We start from the raw sequence: 15,445 nt of genomic DNA on the forward strand, positions 1-15,445 counted from the left end.
GGCGCCCAGCCTTGGGTTGATGCTGGGAGTTAAGGTCGAAGGGCGATCCACAAAGGCATGTGGGCGTTGACCCTTCTTCCGCGGAGGCCCATTTGCGTAGGATATTGTTAAATCATATTCCTATGGGATGGGGTATGAACCTGTAGTTGCAATGCGGGAAGTATTGCAAGCAGCGTAGCCTGCCTTGAGTGGTGTTAGAGGGGATTATGGTTAAAGCATTAGGTTACCGAGTAGGCCGCTCGGACCTTTTGAACGTGTCCATATGAAATCTACTCTGCAAAAGAGGCTAGGAATTAGTTTAAGGGCTGCCTGAGGAAAACTCCTAGACTGTTCACCTTTCGACGTATATTGGGGATTATAGTGCGGACTAAGTGGTAATCCAGTCTAGCTGATGGCGACACAGCTAAGGTGGGTTTAAAGGGAAACCGCCGAAGTGGCAACACTTGGTACTTGCTTGGGAAAACCTACTGGACCTAAGCCGCAGTTTTTACTCAGTATATGACCACTCCAATTACATAGGAACCGTGTCTTTAAGGAGACTTTGAATTAGATGAAAGAACTGTTACATAAATCGATGCGTTTTAGTTTAAGTGTTGCCGTTATCACATTTGTGTTAGCGGCTATTTTTTCAATTATTTCAACTATGATGCTCAGTGGTGTAAAATGGGGTTTAGGGATGATTCTCGTTTTACTTATTGTGCTAGTTGGAATTTTTTTTGATATACTGGGAATTGCTTCAACATCAGCAGATGAAACACCCTTTCATGCCATGGCTTCAAAAAAAGTCAAAGGATCTAAGCAAGCGATATTAATTACAAGAAATGCTGACCGCTTTGCAAATTTTTGCAACGATGTCATTGGAGATATTTCCGGGATTATCAGCGGTACTGCTTCAGCCATTGTTATTGTTCAAATAACGACAGGATTTGGCTATGGCGAGGATTCGGCTTTTCAATATATAATATCAGTTGTCTTTACAAGTATTGTCGCGGCGTTGACAGTTAGTGGGAAAGCATTTGGAAAGTCATTTGCGATTCGCTATTCAACAGATATTATTTTTCGGGTTGGACAGCTACTATACCAGCTTGAAGATAAATTCAAAATAACCTTATTTAAAGAGCAGAAGAAACGCAAAGTTAAGAGATGAAAGTGAGTTGCTATCATGAACCTAGAAACATTAACAGACCCAAAAATGATCAAAAGCCTTACAGATGATGAATTAGTAAAGCTGGCGCAAGAAATTAGAAAATTTCTTGTCGAGAAGCTTTCAACGAGCGGTGGTCATCTAGGTCCAAATCTTGGTGTTGTAGAACTTACACTGGCCCTTCATAAAGTATTTGATAGTCCTAAGGATAAATTTCTATGGGACGTTGGGCACCAATCTTATGTTCATAAAATATTAACTGGTCGTGCTAGCGGTTTTGATACACTTAGAAAATATAAAGGAATGTCAGGTTTTCCGAAAATGAGTGAATCAGAGCATGATGTTTGGGAAACTGGTCATAGTTCAACTTCATTATCCGGTGCAATGGGGATGGCAATTGCCAGAGATTTAAAAGGAACAGACGAAAAAATTATCCCAATCATTGGCGATGGTGCCTTAACAGGCGGAATGGCTCTAGAGGCTTTAAACCATATTGGTCATGAGAAAAAAGACATGATTGTTATTTTAAATGATAATGAAATGTCAATCGCTCCAAATGTAGGGGCGGTGCATAATATTTTAGGTAGACTTAGAACAGCAGGAAAATATCAATGGGCTAAAGATGAATTAGAGTATCTATTGAAAAAAATTCCGGCGATTGGCGGAAAGGTAGCGGCAACTGCTGAGCGTATAAAGGATTCGTTAAAATACCTACTCGTATCCGGTGTGTTTTTTGAAGAGCTCGGCTTTACGTACCTTGGCCCGGTTGATGGTCATAATTTCACTAATTTAATTGAAACGCTCCAATATGCCAAAAAGACAAAAGGACCTGTTTTAGTCCATGTTATAACGAAAAAGGGAAAAGGATATAAACCAGCAGAATTAGATACAACTGGTAAATGGCATGGTGTTGGACCTTATAAGATTGAATCAGGAGAAGGAATCCAGCCTGTTTCCTCTGCTCCTGCTTGGAGCAAAGTCATCAGTGATGCTGTCCAAAAAATAGCAAGAACGGATAAAAGAGTGGTAGCGATTACTCCAGCCATGCCGATGGGCTCTAAGTTAATGGATTTTGCAAAAGAATTTCCTGACCGCTTTTTTGATGTCGGTATTGCTGAACAACATGCCATAACGATGGCAGCGGGATTGGCTACGCAAAAGTTTAAGCCATTTTTAGCGATCTATTCAACATTTTTACAACGTGGCTACGATCAAGTGGTCCACGATGTTTGTAGACAGAAGCTAAATGTATTTTTTGGAATTGACAGGGCGGGGCTAGTTGGAGCTGACGGTGAAACGCACCAAGGTATTTACGATATTGCTTTTTTAAGACATATCCCGAATATCGTCATTATGATGCCTAAAGATGAAAATGAAGGCCAACATATGGTTTATACAGCTCTTCAATATGATGATGGACCTATTGCATTGAGATTCCCCCGTGGAAATGGGCTAGGCGTGGCAATGGATGATCAATTCAAGGAAATTCCAATAGGTACCTGGGAGGTATTAAAAGAAGGCAATGATGCAGCCATTCTCACCTTTGGAACAACGATTGAAATGGCCCTTGATGCCGCAAAAATCCTAATGAAATCAGGCATCAATGTTAAGGTTGTTAATGCTCGTTTTATTAAACCGCTAGATGAAAACATGCTTGATGCAATTTTACGTACTGGAATGCCAATTTTAACTATTGAAGAAGCAGTGCTTCAAGGCGGTTTTGGCAGCGCTGTTTTAGAGTTTACCCATGATCGCCAATATTATGATGCGAAAATTGACAGAATGGGCATTCCTGATAAATTTATCGAACACGGAAGTGTATCAAAGCTTTTAGAAGAGATTGACTTAACAACGGAAAAAGCAGTTGAAAAAGTGAAAACGCTGCTAGAAAAACAAAGATTAAGAAAACAGCAAAGGGCTTGAAAGAATGGGTGTTAAAAAAGAAAGAGTGGATATTTTATTAGTGGAAAGAGGCCTATTTGAAACGAGGGAAAAGGCCAAAAGGGCTATAATGGCAGGGCTGGTATATACCCTGGAGGAGCGGATTGACAAACCAGGTGAAAAGATTGAATTCGATACTCCACTTGAAGTGAAGGGAAAAGTAATGCCTTATGTTTCAAGAGGGGGACTGAAGTTAGAGAAAGCCATTACAGTATTTAATCTCGATTTGCATGACAAAATCGTTCTCGATATTGGTGCATCCACTGGCGGATTTACCGATTGTTCCTTGCAAAATGGGGCAAAGCTCGTCTATGCCCTTGATGTCGGCTACAACCAATTAGCGTGGAAATTACGCCAGGATGAACGAGTTGTCGTCATGGAAAGAACTAATTTCCGTTATGTAACGCCTGAGAATCTAATACATGGTTTACCAACATTTGCGACGATTGATGTTTCGTTTATATCATTGAAGTTGATCTTACCTGTTCTAAAAAATATTCTTGTACCTGGAAGTGATGTCGTCTGTTTAGTGAAGCCACAATTTGAGGCAGGTAAAGACGAAGTGGGTAAGAAGGGAATTGTTCGAGACCGGAAAATTCACAGTAAAGTACTAGGTGATATGATCCGATTCGCACATGAGTTAGATTATTTCGTTAATGCAGCTTCCTTCTCCCCAATCACAGGGGGAGAAGGCAATATCGAGTTTTTACTACATTTGTCTTGGTTGAATGGAGAGAATCCGCCAGCAAACAGGGTTGATGTTGATCAAATTGTCCAAGAAGCACATGAAACACTTAAAGAAGCTTAAAAGGATAACCATTGTAGTTATCCTTTTTTTATTTCGCTAAAACGTGCTTGCGCTTTTTTAGTTGTACAATTATTTAAAAATCGTTTAACATATTATTATGTAAAAGTATGCAAAAAAGGTGGTGGTTTTTTAGATGAATAAGGGCCAACGTCACATTAAAATTAGAGAATTAATTACAAATAATGATATAGAAACCCAGGATGAACTTGTCGATATTTTAAAAAACCAAGGGTATAATGTAACACAGGCTACCATTTCAAGGGATATAAAGGAGCTCCATCTAGTCAAGGTGCCGATGGTAGATGGGCGCTATAAGTATAGTTTGCCAGCTGACCAGCGCTTTAATCCATTACAAAAATTGAAAAGAGCATTAGTTGATGCATTTGTAAAAATTGATTCTGCTGAGAACCTTCTTGTTATGAAAACGTTACCAGGGAATGCGAATGCAATTGCGGCATTAATCGACCATTTAGATTGGGATGAAATACTGGGCACCATCGGTGGGGATGATACAATCTTAATTATTTGCAGATCGGTAAAAGCCGCAGATGAAATTTCCAATCGTTTTCTAGATATGCTCTAAACAAGGGGACATTAGGGGTGTGACCACAAATGTTAGCAGAACTATCAATAAAGAATTTTGCCATTATTGAATCATTATCTATTTCATTTCAAAAAGGATTAACAGTTTTAACTGGAGAAACAGGTGCAGGAAAATCGATTATTATTGATGCAATCAGCCTTGTTGTCGGCGGTAGAGGGTCATCGGAATTTGTACGGTTTGGCTGTAAAAAAGCAGAGATTGAAGGTTTATTTTTACTGGATCATGATAACCATCCCTGCATTGAGAAAGCAGGAGAACTAGGAATCGAAATAGCTGACGGGATGATCGTTCTCCATAGGGAAATTTTAACAAATGGGAAAAGTATTTGCAGGATAAATGGCAAGCTTGTTACGTTAAGTATTATTCGTGAAATTGGTAGAACATTAATTGATATTCACGGACAACATGAACATCAGGATTTAATGAACGCGGATCGCCATTTGCCACTTGTTGACCAATTTGAAGAGAAAAAAACAATTCCAGCGATGGAAGAGTACCAGCGCTTATATAAGCAATTTTTACAACTTAAGAAACAATTAAAGGGCTTAGATGAAAATGAACAAAAAATGGCACACCGTCTTGACTTAATTCAATTTCAATTAAACGAAATAAAAAATGCAAATTTAGCACCAAGGGAAGAAGAACAATTAGTCGAGGAAAAAGTGCAGCTTACAAATTATGAAAAAATACATACAGCTGTAAATAGAAGTTATGAGGCCCTATCAGGTGAACAGCAAGGCTTGGACTGGATAGGACTTGCTATGAATGAGCTTGAGGATGTAAGCACTTTAAATGAAAGGCTAAAAACGATTTTTGAAAGTGTTTCTAATAGTTTTTACTTGCTGGAGGAAGCGGCTTCTCTCCTTCGTGACGAGCGGGACCTTATGGAATTTGATCCGGAAAGGCTTGATTTTATTGAAGCACGGCTTAATGAAATCCGTTTTCTAAAGAAAAAGTATGGTCAAACCGTTGAGGATATTTTAGAATATGCCGCAAAAATTGAAGATGAAATTGATCAGATTGAAAATCGGGAAGTTCATTTAGACCGGTTGCGAAAACAGCTAAACGATGTTCAAAAGGATTTATTAATTGAAGCGCAAAATTTGTCAAATATCAGGAAGAAAATCGCTGAAAAACTAAAGCATGAGATTCATAAAGAATTAAAGGATTTGCATATGGCTAAAACGGTGTTTGATATTGAATTTACTTTATCCACTGGGAAAGTGACGGATCAAACCGTGACATTCCAAGGGCATCCAATCGACTTTTTAGAATCAGGGATGGACAGGGTTGAATTTTTAATTTCGACAAATCCAGGTGAACCACTGAAATCATTATCAAAAATCGCTTCCGGTGGTGAATTATCAAGAATAATGCTTGCTTTAAAAAGTATTTTTTCGAAAAACCAAGGGATTACATCAATTATTTTTGATGAAGTGGATACAGGTGTCAGCGGTCGCGTTGCTCAAGCCATGGCAGAAAAAATTTATAAAATATCCAGCGGCTCTCAAGTGCTTTGTATTACCCACTTGCCACAGGTAGCTGCGATGGCGGATACACACCTTTATATTTCAAAAGAAACAAAAGGTGAAAGAACATTTACTTCAATCAAAGAGTTAGATGATGAAACAAGGATAAAAGAAGTGGCTCGCATGATTTCAGGTGTAGAAGTCACAGAGTTAACAAAACAGCATGCAAAAGAATTATTAGAATTGGCAAATCGAATGAAATGAAATTGAAAAGCTATCCTTGATTGGATAGCTTTTTTCCTTTTAACAAGTTATAAATGGCACTTCCGGAGGGCAAAATTATAACTGTAACAACTAAAACCATGAATTATGGTGTGGGATAGGAGCGAGGAGAGTGAATTGATTGAGGTTAGATTGGATTAGAAAAGTGGTTGGATTAATTCTCCTTGTTCTTTTAATTGGTGTTGGCTTCATAAAACCAATTCAAGAGTATGTTTCGATTCCAAACGAAATTACTCTCTTTGAAGGACAAGAAGCAGGAGTAACATCATTACCAGTCTTTTCACAAACTAAAGAGAATGCCATTTTTTCCATAGCTGAAAACGGTGGAGATACGCTTTCGATAAAAGGGGAAGAAAGCGGTGAAGAGAACATGTTGTTAGAAATGGCAAATATACCTGTGAAAAATGTTGATATAAAAGTATTACCTGATTTCAAAATTATACCGGGTGGTCAATCGATTGGTGTCAAGTTGAATACCCTTGGTGTTTTGGTTGTAGGTCATCACCTCATTCAGACGGAGCGAGGTCCAAAATCTCCTGGTGAAGCAGCGGGGATAAAAGTAGGAGATATCATCATGAAAATCAATGATGAGCCAATACAAGAGATGAGTGAAGTTGCCGAACATGTAGAAAAGGCAGGAGAAAATGGAGAATCATTAAATTTAACGGTCATGCGTGATAATAAGCAGTTTGAAACAGAATTAAAACCAATTAAAGCAAAAAGTGAAAAACAATACCGGATGGGTCTTTTTATCCGAGACTCTGCAGCCGGAATTGGGACGATGACATTTTATCACCCTGAATCTAAGAAATATGGTGCCCTTGGACATGTTATCTCAGATATGGATACAAAAAAGCCAATTGTTGTTCATGATGGCCAAATTGTTCGTTCAACTGTTACGTCGATAGAAAAAGGAGCTAACGGCAGCCCAGGTGAAAAACTCGCACGATTTTCTAATGAAAGGGAGATTATTGGAAATATTAAGAGGAACAGCCCATTTGGTATTTTCGGCGAGTTATCAAAAGAAATTAAAAACGAAGTAATAGATAAGCCGCTGCCAATTGCTTTATCCAGTGAAGTGAAAGAAGGTCCGGCAAAAATTTTAACTGTGGTTGGCGGGGACAAAGTACAAGAATTTGATGTCGAAGTTGTTAGTTCTGTTCCACAGAAATTTCCAGCTACAAAAGGGCTAGTCATTAAAATTGTTGATCCTGTACTTTTAGAAAAAACCGGTGGAATTGTACAAGGTATGAGCGGGAGCCCGATTATTCAAAATGGGAAAATAATTGGTGCAGTCACACATGTCTTTGTAAATGACCCAACCTCTGGTTATGGCGTTCATATAGAATGGATGTTAAACGAAGCAGGCATCAATATTTATGCCAAAGGAGAAGGAGAGAAGAGGAAAGCGAGCTAAAGTGCTCGCTTTTTCTATTTCATTCGACAAATATAGATGTTGTTGATTGTCAAATGACGTAAATAGTCGAATGATAGAGTAAATTGAAGAAATGTTAAGATAATGGTGAATTATTATTATTTTTTTGAATTTTTAAAGGATTTCCCATTGCATTGTCGAAAGTTTCAGTTAGAATAAAATTTAGAAATGTATCTCGAGGAGGAAATCTTGTGTTAAAGAAAATAAAGGTGTGTTTAGTTGACGATAACCGCGAACTTGTGTCGCTTTTACAGGATTATTTATCCAATCAGGACGATATAGAAGTAATTGGTGTAGCATATAATGGCCAGGAATGCCTACACTTTTTAGAGAATCATGATCCAGATGTTCTCGTATTAGATATTATTATGCCGCATTTAGACGGTTTAGCGGTGCTGGAAAGAATGCGCGACCTACATAAATCTTCATTTCCAAATGTCATTATGCTAACAGCTTTCGGCCAAGAGGATGTTACGACAAAAGCCGTTGAACTTGGGGCTTCTTACTTTATTTTAAAACCATTTGACATGGAAAACTTGCTCAATCATATTCGTCAAGTATCGGGTCGTGCAACAGCCATTACGAAACGTCCGGCGGTAACAAGAACAACAGCTGTTGAGCCTAAAACAAAAAGTCTTGATGCCAATATTACAAGCATCATTCATGAAATTGGCGTACCGGCACATATTAAGGGCTACCTATACTTGCGCGAGGCCATTTCAATGGTTTACAACGATATTGAGCTATTAGGTTCAATTACGAAAGTTTTGTATCCGGATATTGCCAAAAAATATAATACTACTGCCAGCCGCGTTGAACGGGCAATTCGTCATGCAATCGAAGTGGCATGGAGCCGCGGCAATATTGACTCCATTTCAAACCTTTTCGGCTATACAGTCAGCATGTCCAAAGCAAAGCCAACGAACAGTGAATTCATTGCAATGGTCGCTGATAAATTACGTTTGGAGCATATGGCATCCTAATCAGGATATGATTCAAATAGGCAAAAGACTGTCCCATAGACAGTCTAATTTTTTTGAAAATATTATCATTGAAGTATTTGCTAATAAGCGCTAAAATTATAGAAATAAAAATGTTTAGTTAATTTTACAAATAGGTGGTTGGAGAGAATGAAAGTTGCAAAATTTGGTGGAACTTCCATGGCAAGTGCTGAACAATTAGTAAAAGTGGCCAATATTGTAAAAGCAGATCCGGAACGAAAAATAGTTGTTGTCTCTGCTCCCGGAAAAAGATATAAAGAAGATATTAAGACTACAGATTTATTAATAGCGTTAGGTGAAAGCTCTTTGCGCGGTGAAAATACAGAGGAACAATTAGCGAAGATTGTAGAGCGCTATAAGGAAATTGCAGACAATCTACAGTTATCTAATGAGCTTATAGTTGAAATTTCTGCCAGCTTAGAGGAGCTGGTTCAATCTGATAAAACAAACGCAGATCGCTATATGGACTGTTTAAAAGCCAGCGGTGAAGATAATAGTGCGAAGGTGTTTGCAGCTTACCTAAATTCAATCGGTATGGAAGCTTCTTATGTTAATCCTAAAGAAGCTGGCATCGTAGTAACAGACAATCCTGGTAATGCGCAAACATTGCCTGAGACCTATGACAACCTTAAAAAGTTAAAAGACAGAAAAGAAATCATTGTTGTTCCTGGTTTCTTTGGGTTTTCTCCTGAAGGAAATCTTGTTACATTTTCAAGAGGTGGCTCTGATATTACAGGATCAATATTAGCAGCAGGAGTCAATGCTTCTCTTTATGAGAACTTTACCGATGTTGATTCGGTCTTCGTTGCCAACCCTAATATTGTAGAAAATCCGAAAGAAATTAAAGAATTAACATATAAAGAGATGCGTGAATTGTCATATGCCGGTTTTTCCGTTTTCCATGATGAAGCATTAATCCCTGCATTCCGTGCAGAGATTCCAGTTTGCATCAAAAATACAAATAATCCTTCTGCACCTGGCACATTTATAGTAGCTGAACGTGACCATACAGGGGAGCCTGTTGCGGGGATTGCCAGCGATGCCGGTTTTTGCAGCATTTATGTAAGTAAGTATCTAATGAATAGAGAAATTGGCTTTGGTCGCAAATTATTACAGATTTTAGAGGATGAAGGGATTTCCTATGAGCATATGCCGTCGGGAATTGACGATACATCCATTATTCTTCGTGAAAACCAATTAAGTGATGAGAAAGAACAGCGTGTTTTGGGTCGTATTAAAACAGAGTTAGAGGTCGATACAATCTCGATCCGCCACAATCAAGCGATGATTATGGTTGTAGGGGAAGGGATGACAAGTTCTGTTGGAATTTCAGCTAAAGCTACAGCAGCATTTGCCCTTGCAGGTGTAAATATTGAAATGATTAATCAAGGTTCTTCAGAGGTAAGCATGATGTTTGCAGTTGCCGAGTCTGATGCACCTAAAGCAGTCCGTACTTTGTATAATGAGTTTTTTGTGAACACAAAACCGCTTGTATTGGAATTAAACTAATGAAAAAGGTCGTTAGCTTTTGGATGCTAACGACCTTTTTATTACGCTTTTTTCTTTTGAAATTTAGGTTGGAGTTTCTTTCTTTTTTTATCGCGGTAAAAAATAAATCCTCCCACAAAGATTAATCCAAATAAAAATAATAGGAATCCGATTAAAAATTGCAGCCATAAAAAAGGAATATTAAATTGCGGAATTGCAAATAGTGTATCACGCATTAATTTAATTCCTAAGACAGCCAAAAATCCGGGAATTGCAACAATTAATAAAGCGATAAAACGTCTCATAGAAAAATCCTTTCAAGTAGAACTTATCAATAAAACAAGTATATCATGCAGAAATAAAAGATTTAAGACGTTATTATTGATTTTTTTGTCATTGTTAGAGATGATAGGGTATATAAAGGATTTTTTTATAATTATTTTATAATTAAGTGAGCAATAATGAATATCACTGAATTAAATAAAAATGTAAGGTATTTGAAGTTTTAGTAAAATTAAGCGCTTTCAATGTTGTTGATAACGGGGCTTTAGTTCATTAGCTTAACATTGTAGGGGGAAGCATAAATGGATATCTTTAAATATATGGAGAAGTATGATTATGAGCAATTAATTTTTTGCCAAAATCAACAATCCGGGTTAAAAGCGATTATTTGCATTCATGATACTACACTTGGACCGGCCCTTGGAGGAACACGGATGTGGGCGTATGAATCAGAGGAAGCAGCGATTGAAGACGCTCTTCGTTTGGGTAGAGGAATGACCTATAAAAACGCAGCAGCAGGTCTAAATTTTGGCGGAGGAAAAACAGTAATCATCGGCGACCCTAGAAAAGACAAGAATGAAGAAATGTTTAGAGCACTAGGTCGATATATTCAAGGATTGAATGGAAGGTATATTACAGCGGAAGATGTGGGAACAACGGTTGCTGATTTGGAACTCATTCATGAGGAAACTGATTATGTTACCGGTATTTCTCCAGAATTCGGTTCCTCGGGCAATCCCTCACCGGTTACGGCATTTGGGGTTTACCGCGGCATGAAAGCTGCAGCCAAAGAAGCTTTTGGAACAGATTCGCTCGAAGGGAAAACAATTGCGGTGCAAGGGGTTGGAAATGTTGCCTATACCTTATGTCGCTACTTGCATGAAGAGGGTGCAATTCTAATTGTAACAGATATTAATAAGGAAGCTATTAAACGGGCTGTCCAGGATTTTGCAGCCAAGGCTATTGATCCAAATGATATTTATAATGTTCCTTGTGATATTTATGCTCCGTGTGCACTCGGAGCAACCATCAATGATCAGACCATTCCGAAATTCAAGGCAAAGGTAATAGCAGGGTCTGCTAATAATCAATTAAAAGAAGAGCACCACGGGGACCGCTTACATGAATTAGGAATTTTATATGCGCCAGATTATGTGATTAATGCTGGCGGTGTTATTAATGTGGCTGATGAACTAAATGGCTATAACAGAGAGCGGGCCATGAAAAAAGTAGAAATGATTTATGATAATATTGCTAAAGTTATCGAAATTTCTAAGCGTGAAGGCATTCCAACATATAAGGCTGCAGACCGGCTTGCGGAAGAACGAATAGAAAGAATCCGAAAATCTTGTCGTCAATTTTTACAAAATGGAAAACATAGTTTAAGCCGAAAAAACAGCTGAAAATGAAATTAATGAAAATGAACTAGTGTTTCGTGCCTTTAAAAAAGATGAACAGAAGGTATATAGTATATAATAGTATTACTAGTCATGGCTAAATATAAGCCAGGGATCTTGTAAAATAGGGGGAAATTGAATGGCAACTGAATACGATCTCGTTATCCTTGGTGGAGGTACAGGCGGTTATGTTGCAGCAATCAGGGCTGCCCAACTAGGATTAAAGACAGCAATTGTTGAAAAAGGAAAACTTGGCGGAACTTGTCTTCACCAAGGATGTATCCCTAGTAAAGCTTTGTTAAGAAGCGCGGAAGTATATCAAACAGCGAAACGCGGTGACGAGTTTGGTGTAATAACAGCTGACGTCACGCTTGATTTTAGTATAGTACAGGAGCGAAAGCAAAAAATCATTAATCAACTACAAAGTGGTATAGAGTTTTTAATGAAAAAAGGAAAGATTGATGTTTATAGCGGCATTGGCCGTATTCTTGGTCCTTCGATATTTTCGCCTACGTCTGGGACAATATCTGTTGAAATGAATAGTGGCGCAGAAAACGAAATGCTTATTCCAAAAAACGTCATGATTGCTACAGGTTCTAGACCAAGAACACTTCCAGGAATGGATGTAGATGGGAAACTCGTCATGACATCTGATGAGGCCCTGGCGATGGAGAGCCTGCCTAATTCCATCATCATTGTGGGCGGCGGCGTAATCGGGATTGAATGGGCCTCTATGTTATCAGACTTTGGCGTTGAGGTGACTATTTTAGAATATGCCGATCGCATCCTGCCAACTGAGGATCAGGAAATTTCTAAGGAAATGCAAAGGCTGATGAAAAGAAAGAAAGTCAAAATCGTAACAAGTGCCAAAGTCTTACCGGAAACACTTGTGAAAGATAATGGTGTAACGATTGCAGCAGATGTGAAAGGTGAACAGAAGACATTTTCGGCAGATACAATGTTAGTTTCTGTGGGCCGCATGGCAAATATAGAAGATATTGGCCTGCAAAATACAGCAATTGAGGTAGAAAAAGGGTTTATTAAAACAAACCCATATTATCAAACAAAGGAATCCCATATTTATGCAATTGGTGATGTTATTGGCGGTCTGCAGCTTGCCCATGTCGCTTCACATGAAGGGATTGTGGCAGTAGAGCATATTGCTGGAGAAAACCCTGATCCAATCGACTATTCCTTAATTTCAAAATGCGTCTACTCCAATCCAGAGGTAGCTAGTGTTGGTTTAACCGAAGAGGAAGCCAAAGCAAAGGGATTTAACGTGAAAACTGGTAAGTTTATGTTTAAAGCGATTGGCAAGGCCCTTGTTTTTGGAGAATCAGACGGTTTTGTAAAGCTAATTGCCGATCGCGATACAGATGATCTTTTAGGTGTGCATATGATTGGACCGCATGTCACCGATATGATTTCAGAAGCGGGCTTAGCGAAGGTCTTGGATGCAACACCTTGGGAGATTGCACATACCATTCACCCACATCCAACTTTAGCAGAAGCCATTGGTGAAGCGGCACTGGCTGTTGATGGGAAAGCAATTCATGGATAGACTAAATTCTTCTAAAAGGGGGATAAAACATGGTGGAAAATCGCCATCAAGCACTCGGTTTAAGTGATGAAACAGTATTAAAAATGTTTGAAACGATGGTGTTAGCCCGGAAAATTGATGAACGGATGTGGCTCCTAAATCGTGCAGGGAAAATACCATTTGTTATATCTTGTCAGGGGCAGGAAGCTGCACAAGTTGGAGCTGCCTTTGGCTTAGATAATAATAAAGACTATGTGCTGCCATATTACCGTGATTTAGGTGTTGTCCTAACGTTCGGCATGACGGCAAAGGATATAATGCTTTCCGGCTTTGCAAAAAAAGAGGATCCCAATTCGGGTGGTCGGCAAATGCCAGGTCACTTCGGACAGAAGAAAAATAGAATTGTGACCGGTTCTTCTCCAGTTACAACGCAGGTACCACATGCGGTCGGGATTGCATTGGCAGGTAAACTGGAAGGAAAGGATTTGGTATCTTTCGTAACTTTTGGCGAAGGGTCGTCTAACCAAGGTGATTTTCACGAGGGGGCTAACTTCGCAGGCGTTCATAAGCTACCAGTTATATTTATGTGCGAAAATAATAAATATGCCATTTCTGTTCCAATTGAAAAGCAACTTTCGTGTGAAAAAGTTTCAGACCGTGCGATTGGCTATGGGATGCCTGGTGAAACAGTGGACGGAAATGATCCTCTAGCAGTCTACGAAGCAGTAAAAAGAGCTGCCGATCGTGCTCGTAGAGGGGAAGGGCCATCTTTAATAGAAACCGTATCTTATCGTTTGACACCACACTCAAGCGATGATGATGATCGGACATATCGTTCGCGAGAAGAAGTAGAGGAGTCTAAGAAAAGAGACTCAATTATTACCTTTGCTCTTTATTTAAAAGATGTCGGTATCTTATCAGATGAATTAGAAAAAGAAATCTACGCTAAAATTCAGACCATTGTAGAGGAAGCGACTGACTATGCTGAAAATGCACCATATGCAGAACCCGAGGACGCTTTAAAATATGTATATGGTGAATAGGAGGGGATCAACATATGGCAATAAAGTCATACATCGAAGCTGTTACCAGTGCGCTTTACGAGGAAATGAAGCGTGATGAAAAGGTGTTTGTGTTAGGAGAGGATGTTGGCAAAAAAGGTGGCGTTTTTAAAGCCACTTCAGGCCTTTACGAAGAATTTGGTGAAAATCGGGTCATTGATACTCCTCTTGCTGAATCGGCAATTGTCGGGGTTGGAGTTGGAGCGGCCATGTATGGACACCGTCCTGTGGCTGAAATTCAATTTGCCGATTTTATTATGCCGGCAGTCAACCAAATCATTTCGGAGGCCGCAAGAGTTCGCTACCGCTCCAATAATGATTGGAGTTGCCCGTTGGTCATTCGTGCCCCATACGGAGGGGGTGTTCACGGTGCTCTTTACCATTCCCAATCGGTTGAAGCGGTTTTTGCAAACCAGCCAGGTCTCAAAATTGTCATGCCATCGACGCCCTATGATGTGAAAGGCTTATTAAAAGCAGCCATCCGTGATGATGATCCAGTCATCTTTTTTGAGCATAAACGAGCTTACCGTTTAATAAAAGGGGAAGTTCCAGATGATGATTATGTACTTCCTATCGGGAAAGCAGATATCAAGCGTGAAGGGGAAGATATAACGGTCATTACCTATGGTTTATGCGTTCATTTTGCACTTCAGGCTGCAGAAAAGCTTGCTAAAGATGGTATATCAGTACATGTTCTTGACCTACGTACGGTTTATCCGTTAGATAAAGAAGCGATTATAGAAGCTGCTTCGAAAACAGGAAAAGTCCTATTAGTTACTGAGGACAATAAGGAAGGTAGTATTTTAAGTGAAGTGGCCGCCATTATCGCGGAACATTGCTTATTCGAATTGGATGCACCGATAATGCGTCTAGCAGGCCCGGATATTCCTGCAATGCCATATGCACCGACAATGGAAAAGTTCTTTATGGTCGATCCGGAAAAAGTTGAAAAAGCGATGCGGGAATTAGCGGAATACTAAAAACGAGTCAAAG

13 protein-coding genes are annotated in these 15,445 nt (G+C 39.2%); 12 read left to right on the forward strand and 1 reads right to left on the reverse strand.

The annotated features are described in order from the left end of the window. The first annotated feature begins 550 nt into the window (after positions 1–550). The 8 genes from ACNQFZ_RS17315 to ACNQFZ_RS17350 all read left to right on the forward strand — a co-directional run bounded on the left by ACNQFZ_RS17315 (position 551) and on the right by ACNQFZ_RS17350 (position 10,193). Positions 551–1,147 carry a hypothetical protein gene (locus ACNQFZ_RS17315; protein WP_458412551.1) on the forward strand — a complete coding sequence of 199 codons (597 nt, stop codon included), beginning with the start codon at positions 551–553 and terminating at the stop codon, positions 1,145–1,147. Positions 1,148–1,162: 15 nt separating this feature from the next. After that, the gene (gene dxs, locus ACNQFZ_RS17320) at positions 1,163–3,067 is read left to right on the forward strand and encodes a 1-deoxy-D-xylulose-5-phosphate synthase (RefSeq protein WP_458412552.1); all 1,905 of its coding nucleotides are present in this window, start codon (positions 1,163–1,165) and stop codon (positions 3,065–3,067) included. Between the two features lie 4 nt (positions 3,068–3,071). Continuing rightward, entirely contained in the window at positions 3,072–3,893 is an 822-nt protein-coding gene (locus ACNQFZ_RS17325) for a TlyA family RNA methyltransferase (protein ID WP_458412553.1), read from the forward strand. Between the two features lie 133 nt (positions 3,894–4,026). Continuing rightward, the gene (ahrC, locus tag ACNQFZ_RS17330) at positions 4,027–4,476 is read left to right on the forward strand and encodes a transcriptional regulator AhrC/ArgR (RefSeq protein WP_458412554.1); all 450 of its coding nucleotides are present in this window, start codon (positions 4,027–4,029) and stop codon (positions 4,474–4,476) included. A gap of 29 nt (positions 4,477–4,505) precedes the next feature. Further along, positions 4,506–6,230 (forward strand): DNA repair protein RecN, encoded by a 1,725-nt coding sequence (gene recN, locus ACNQFZ_RS17335; protein ID WP_458412555.1) that lies wholly within the window; start codon positions 4,506–4,508, stop codon positions 6,228–6,230. A gap of 139 nt (positions 6,231–6,369) precedes the next feature. After that, complete coding sequence (gene spoIVB / locus ACNQFZ_RS17340) at positions 6,370–7,665, forward strand: SpoIVB peptidase (protein WP_458412556.1); 1,296 nt, start codon at positions 6,370–6,372, stop codon at positions 7,663–7,665. Positions 7,666–7,838: 173 nt separating this feature from the next. Beyond that, entirely contained in the window at positions 7,839–8,666 is an 828-nt protein-coding gene (spo0A, locus tag ACNQFZ_RS17345) for a sporulation transcription factor Spo0A (RefSeq protein WP_458415435.1), read from the forward strand. Between the two features lie 147 nt (positions 8,667–8,813). Then, positions 8,814–10,193 carry an aspartate kinase gene (locus ACNQFZ_RS17350; protein ID WP_458412557.1) on the forward strand — a complete coding sequence of 460 codons (1,380 nt, stop codon included), beginning with the start codon at positions 8,814–8,816 and terminating at the stop codon, positions 10,191–10,193. Positions 10,194–10,234: 41 nt separating this feature from the next. Here ACNQFZ_RS17350 and ACNQFZ_RS17355 read toward each other — a convergent pair whose 3' ends face one another. Beyond that, positions 10,235–10,477, reverse strand: a complete 243-nt coding sequence (locus ACNQFZ_RS17355; protein ID WP_458412558.1) for a DUF2627 domain-containing protein — start codon at positions 10,475–10,477, stop codon at positions 10,235–10,237. 279 nt (positions 10,478–10,756) lie between these two features. Between ACNQFZ_RS17355 and bcd the strand changes: the two genes are divergently transcribed. The 4 genes from bcd (at position 10,757) to ACNQFZ_RS17375 (ending at position 15,432) form a co-directional block, all read left to right on the forward strand. After that, positions 10,757–11,857 (forward strand): branched-chain amino acid dehydrogenase, encoded by a 1,101-nt coding sequence (gene bcd / locus ACNQFZ_RS17360; RefSeq protein WP_458412559.1) that lies wholly within the window; start codon positions 10,757–10,759, stop codon positions 11,855–11,857. A gap of 133 nt (positions 11,858–11,990) precedes the next feature. Beyond that, entirely contained in the window at positions 11,991–13,412 is a 1,422-nt protein-coding gene (gene lpdA / locus ACNQFZ_RS17365; RefSeq protein WP_458412560.1) for a dihydrolipoyl dehydrogenase, read from the forward strand. A gap of 29 nt (positions 13,413–13,441) precedes the next feature. Beyond that, a complete protein-coding gene (locus tag ACNQFZ_RS17370) occupies positions 13,442–14,434 on the forward strand; it encodes a thiamine pyrophosphate-dependent dehydrogenase E1 component subunit alpha (protein ID WP_458412561.1) in 993 nt (330 codons plus the stop codon). A gap of 14 nt (positions 14,435–14,448) precedes the next feature. Then, entirely contained in the window at positions 14,449–15,432 is a 984-nt protein-coding gene (locus ACNQFZ_RS17375) for an alpha-ketoacid dehydrogenase subunit beta (protein WP_458412562.1), read from the forward strand. Positions 15,433–15,445 lie beyond the last annotated feature (13 nt).

Source organism: Schinkia acidoalkalinis (assembly GCF_054301215.1).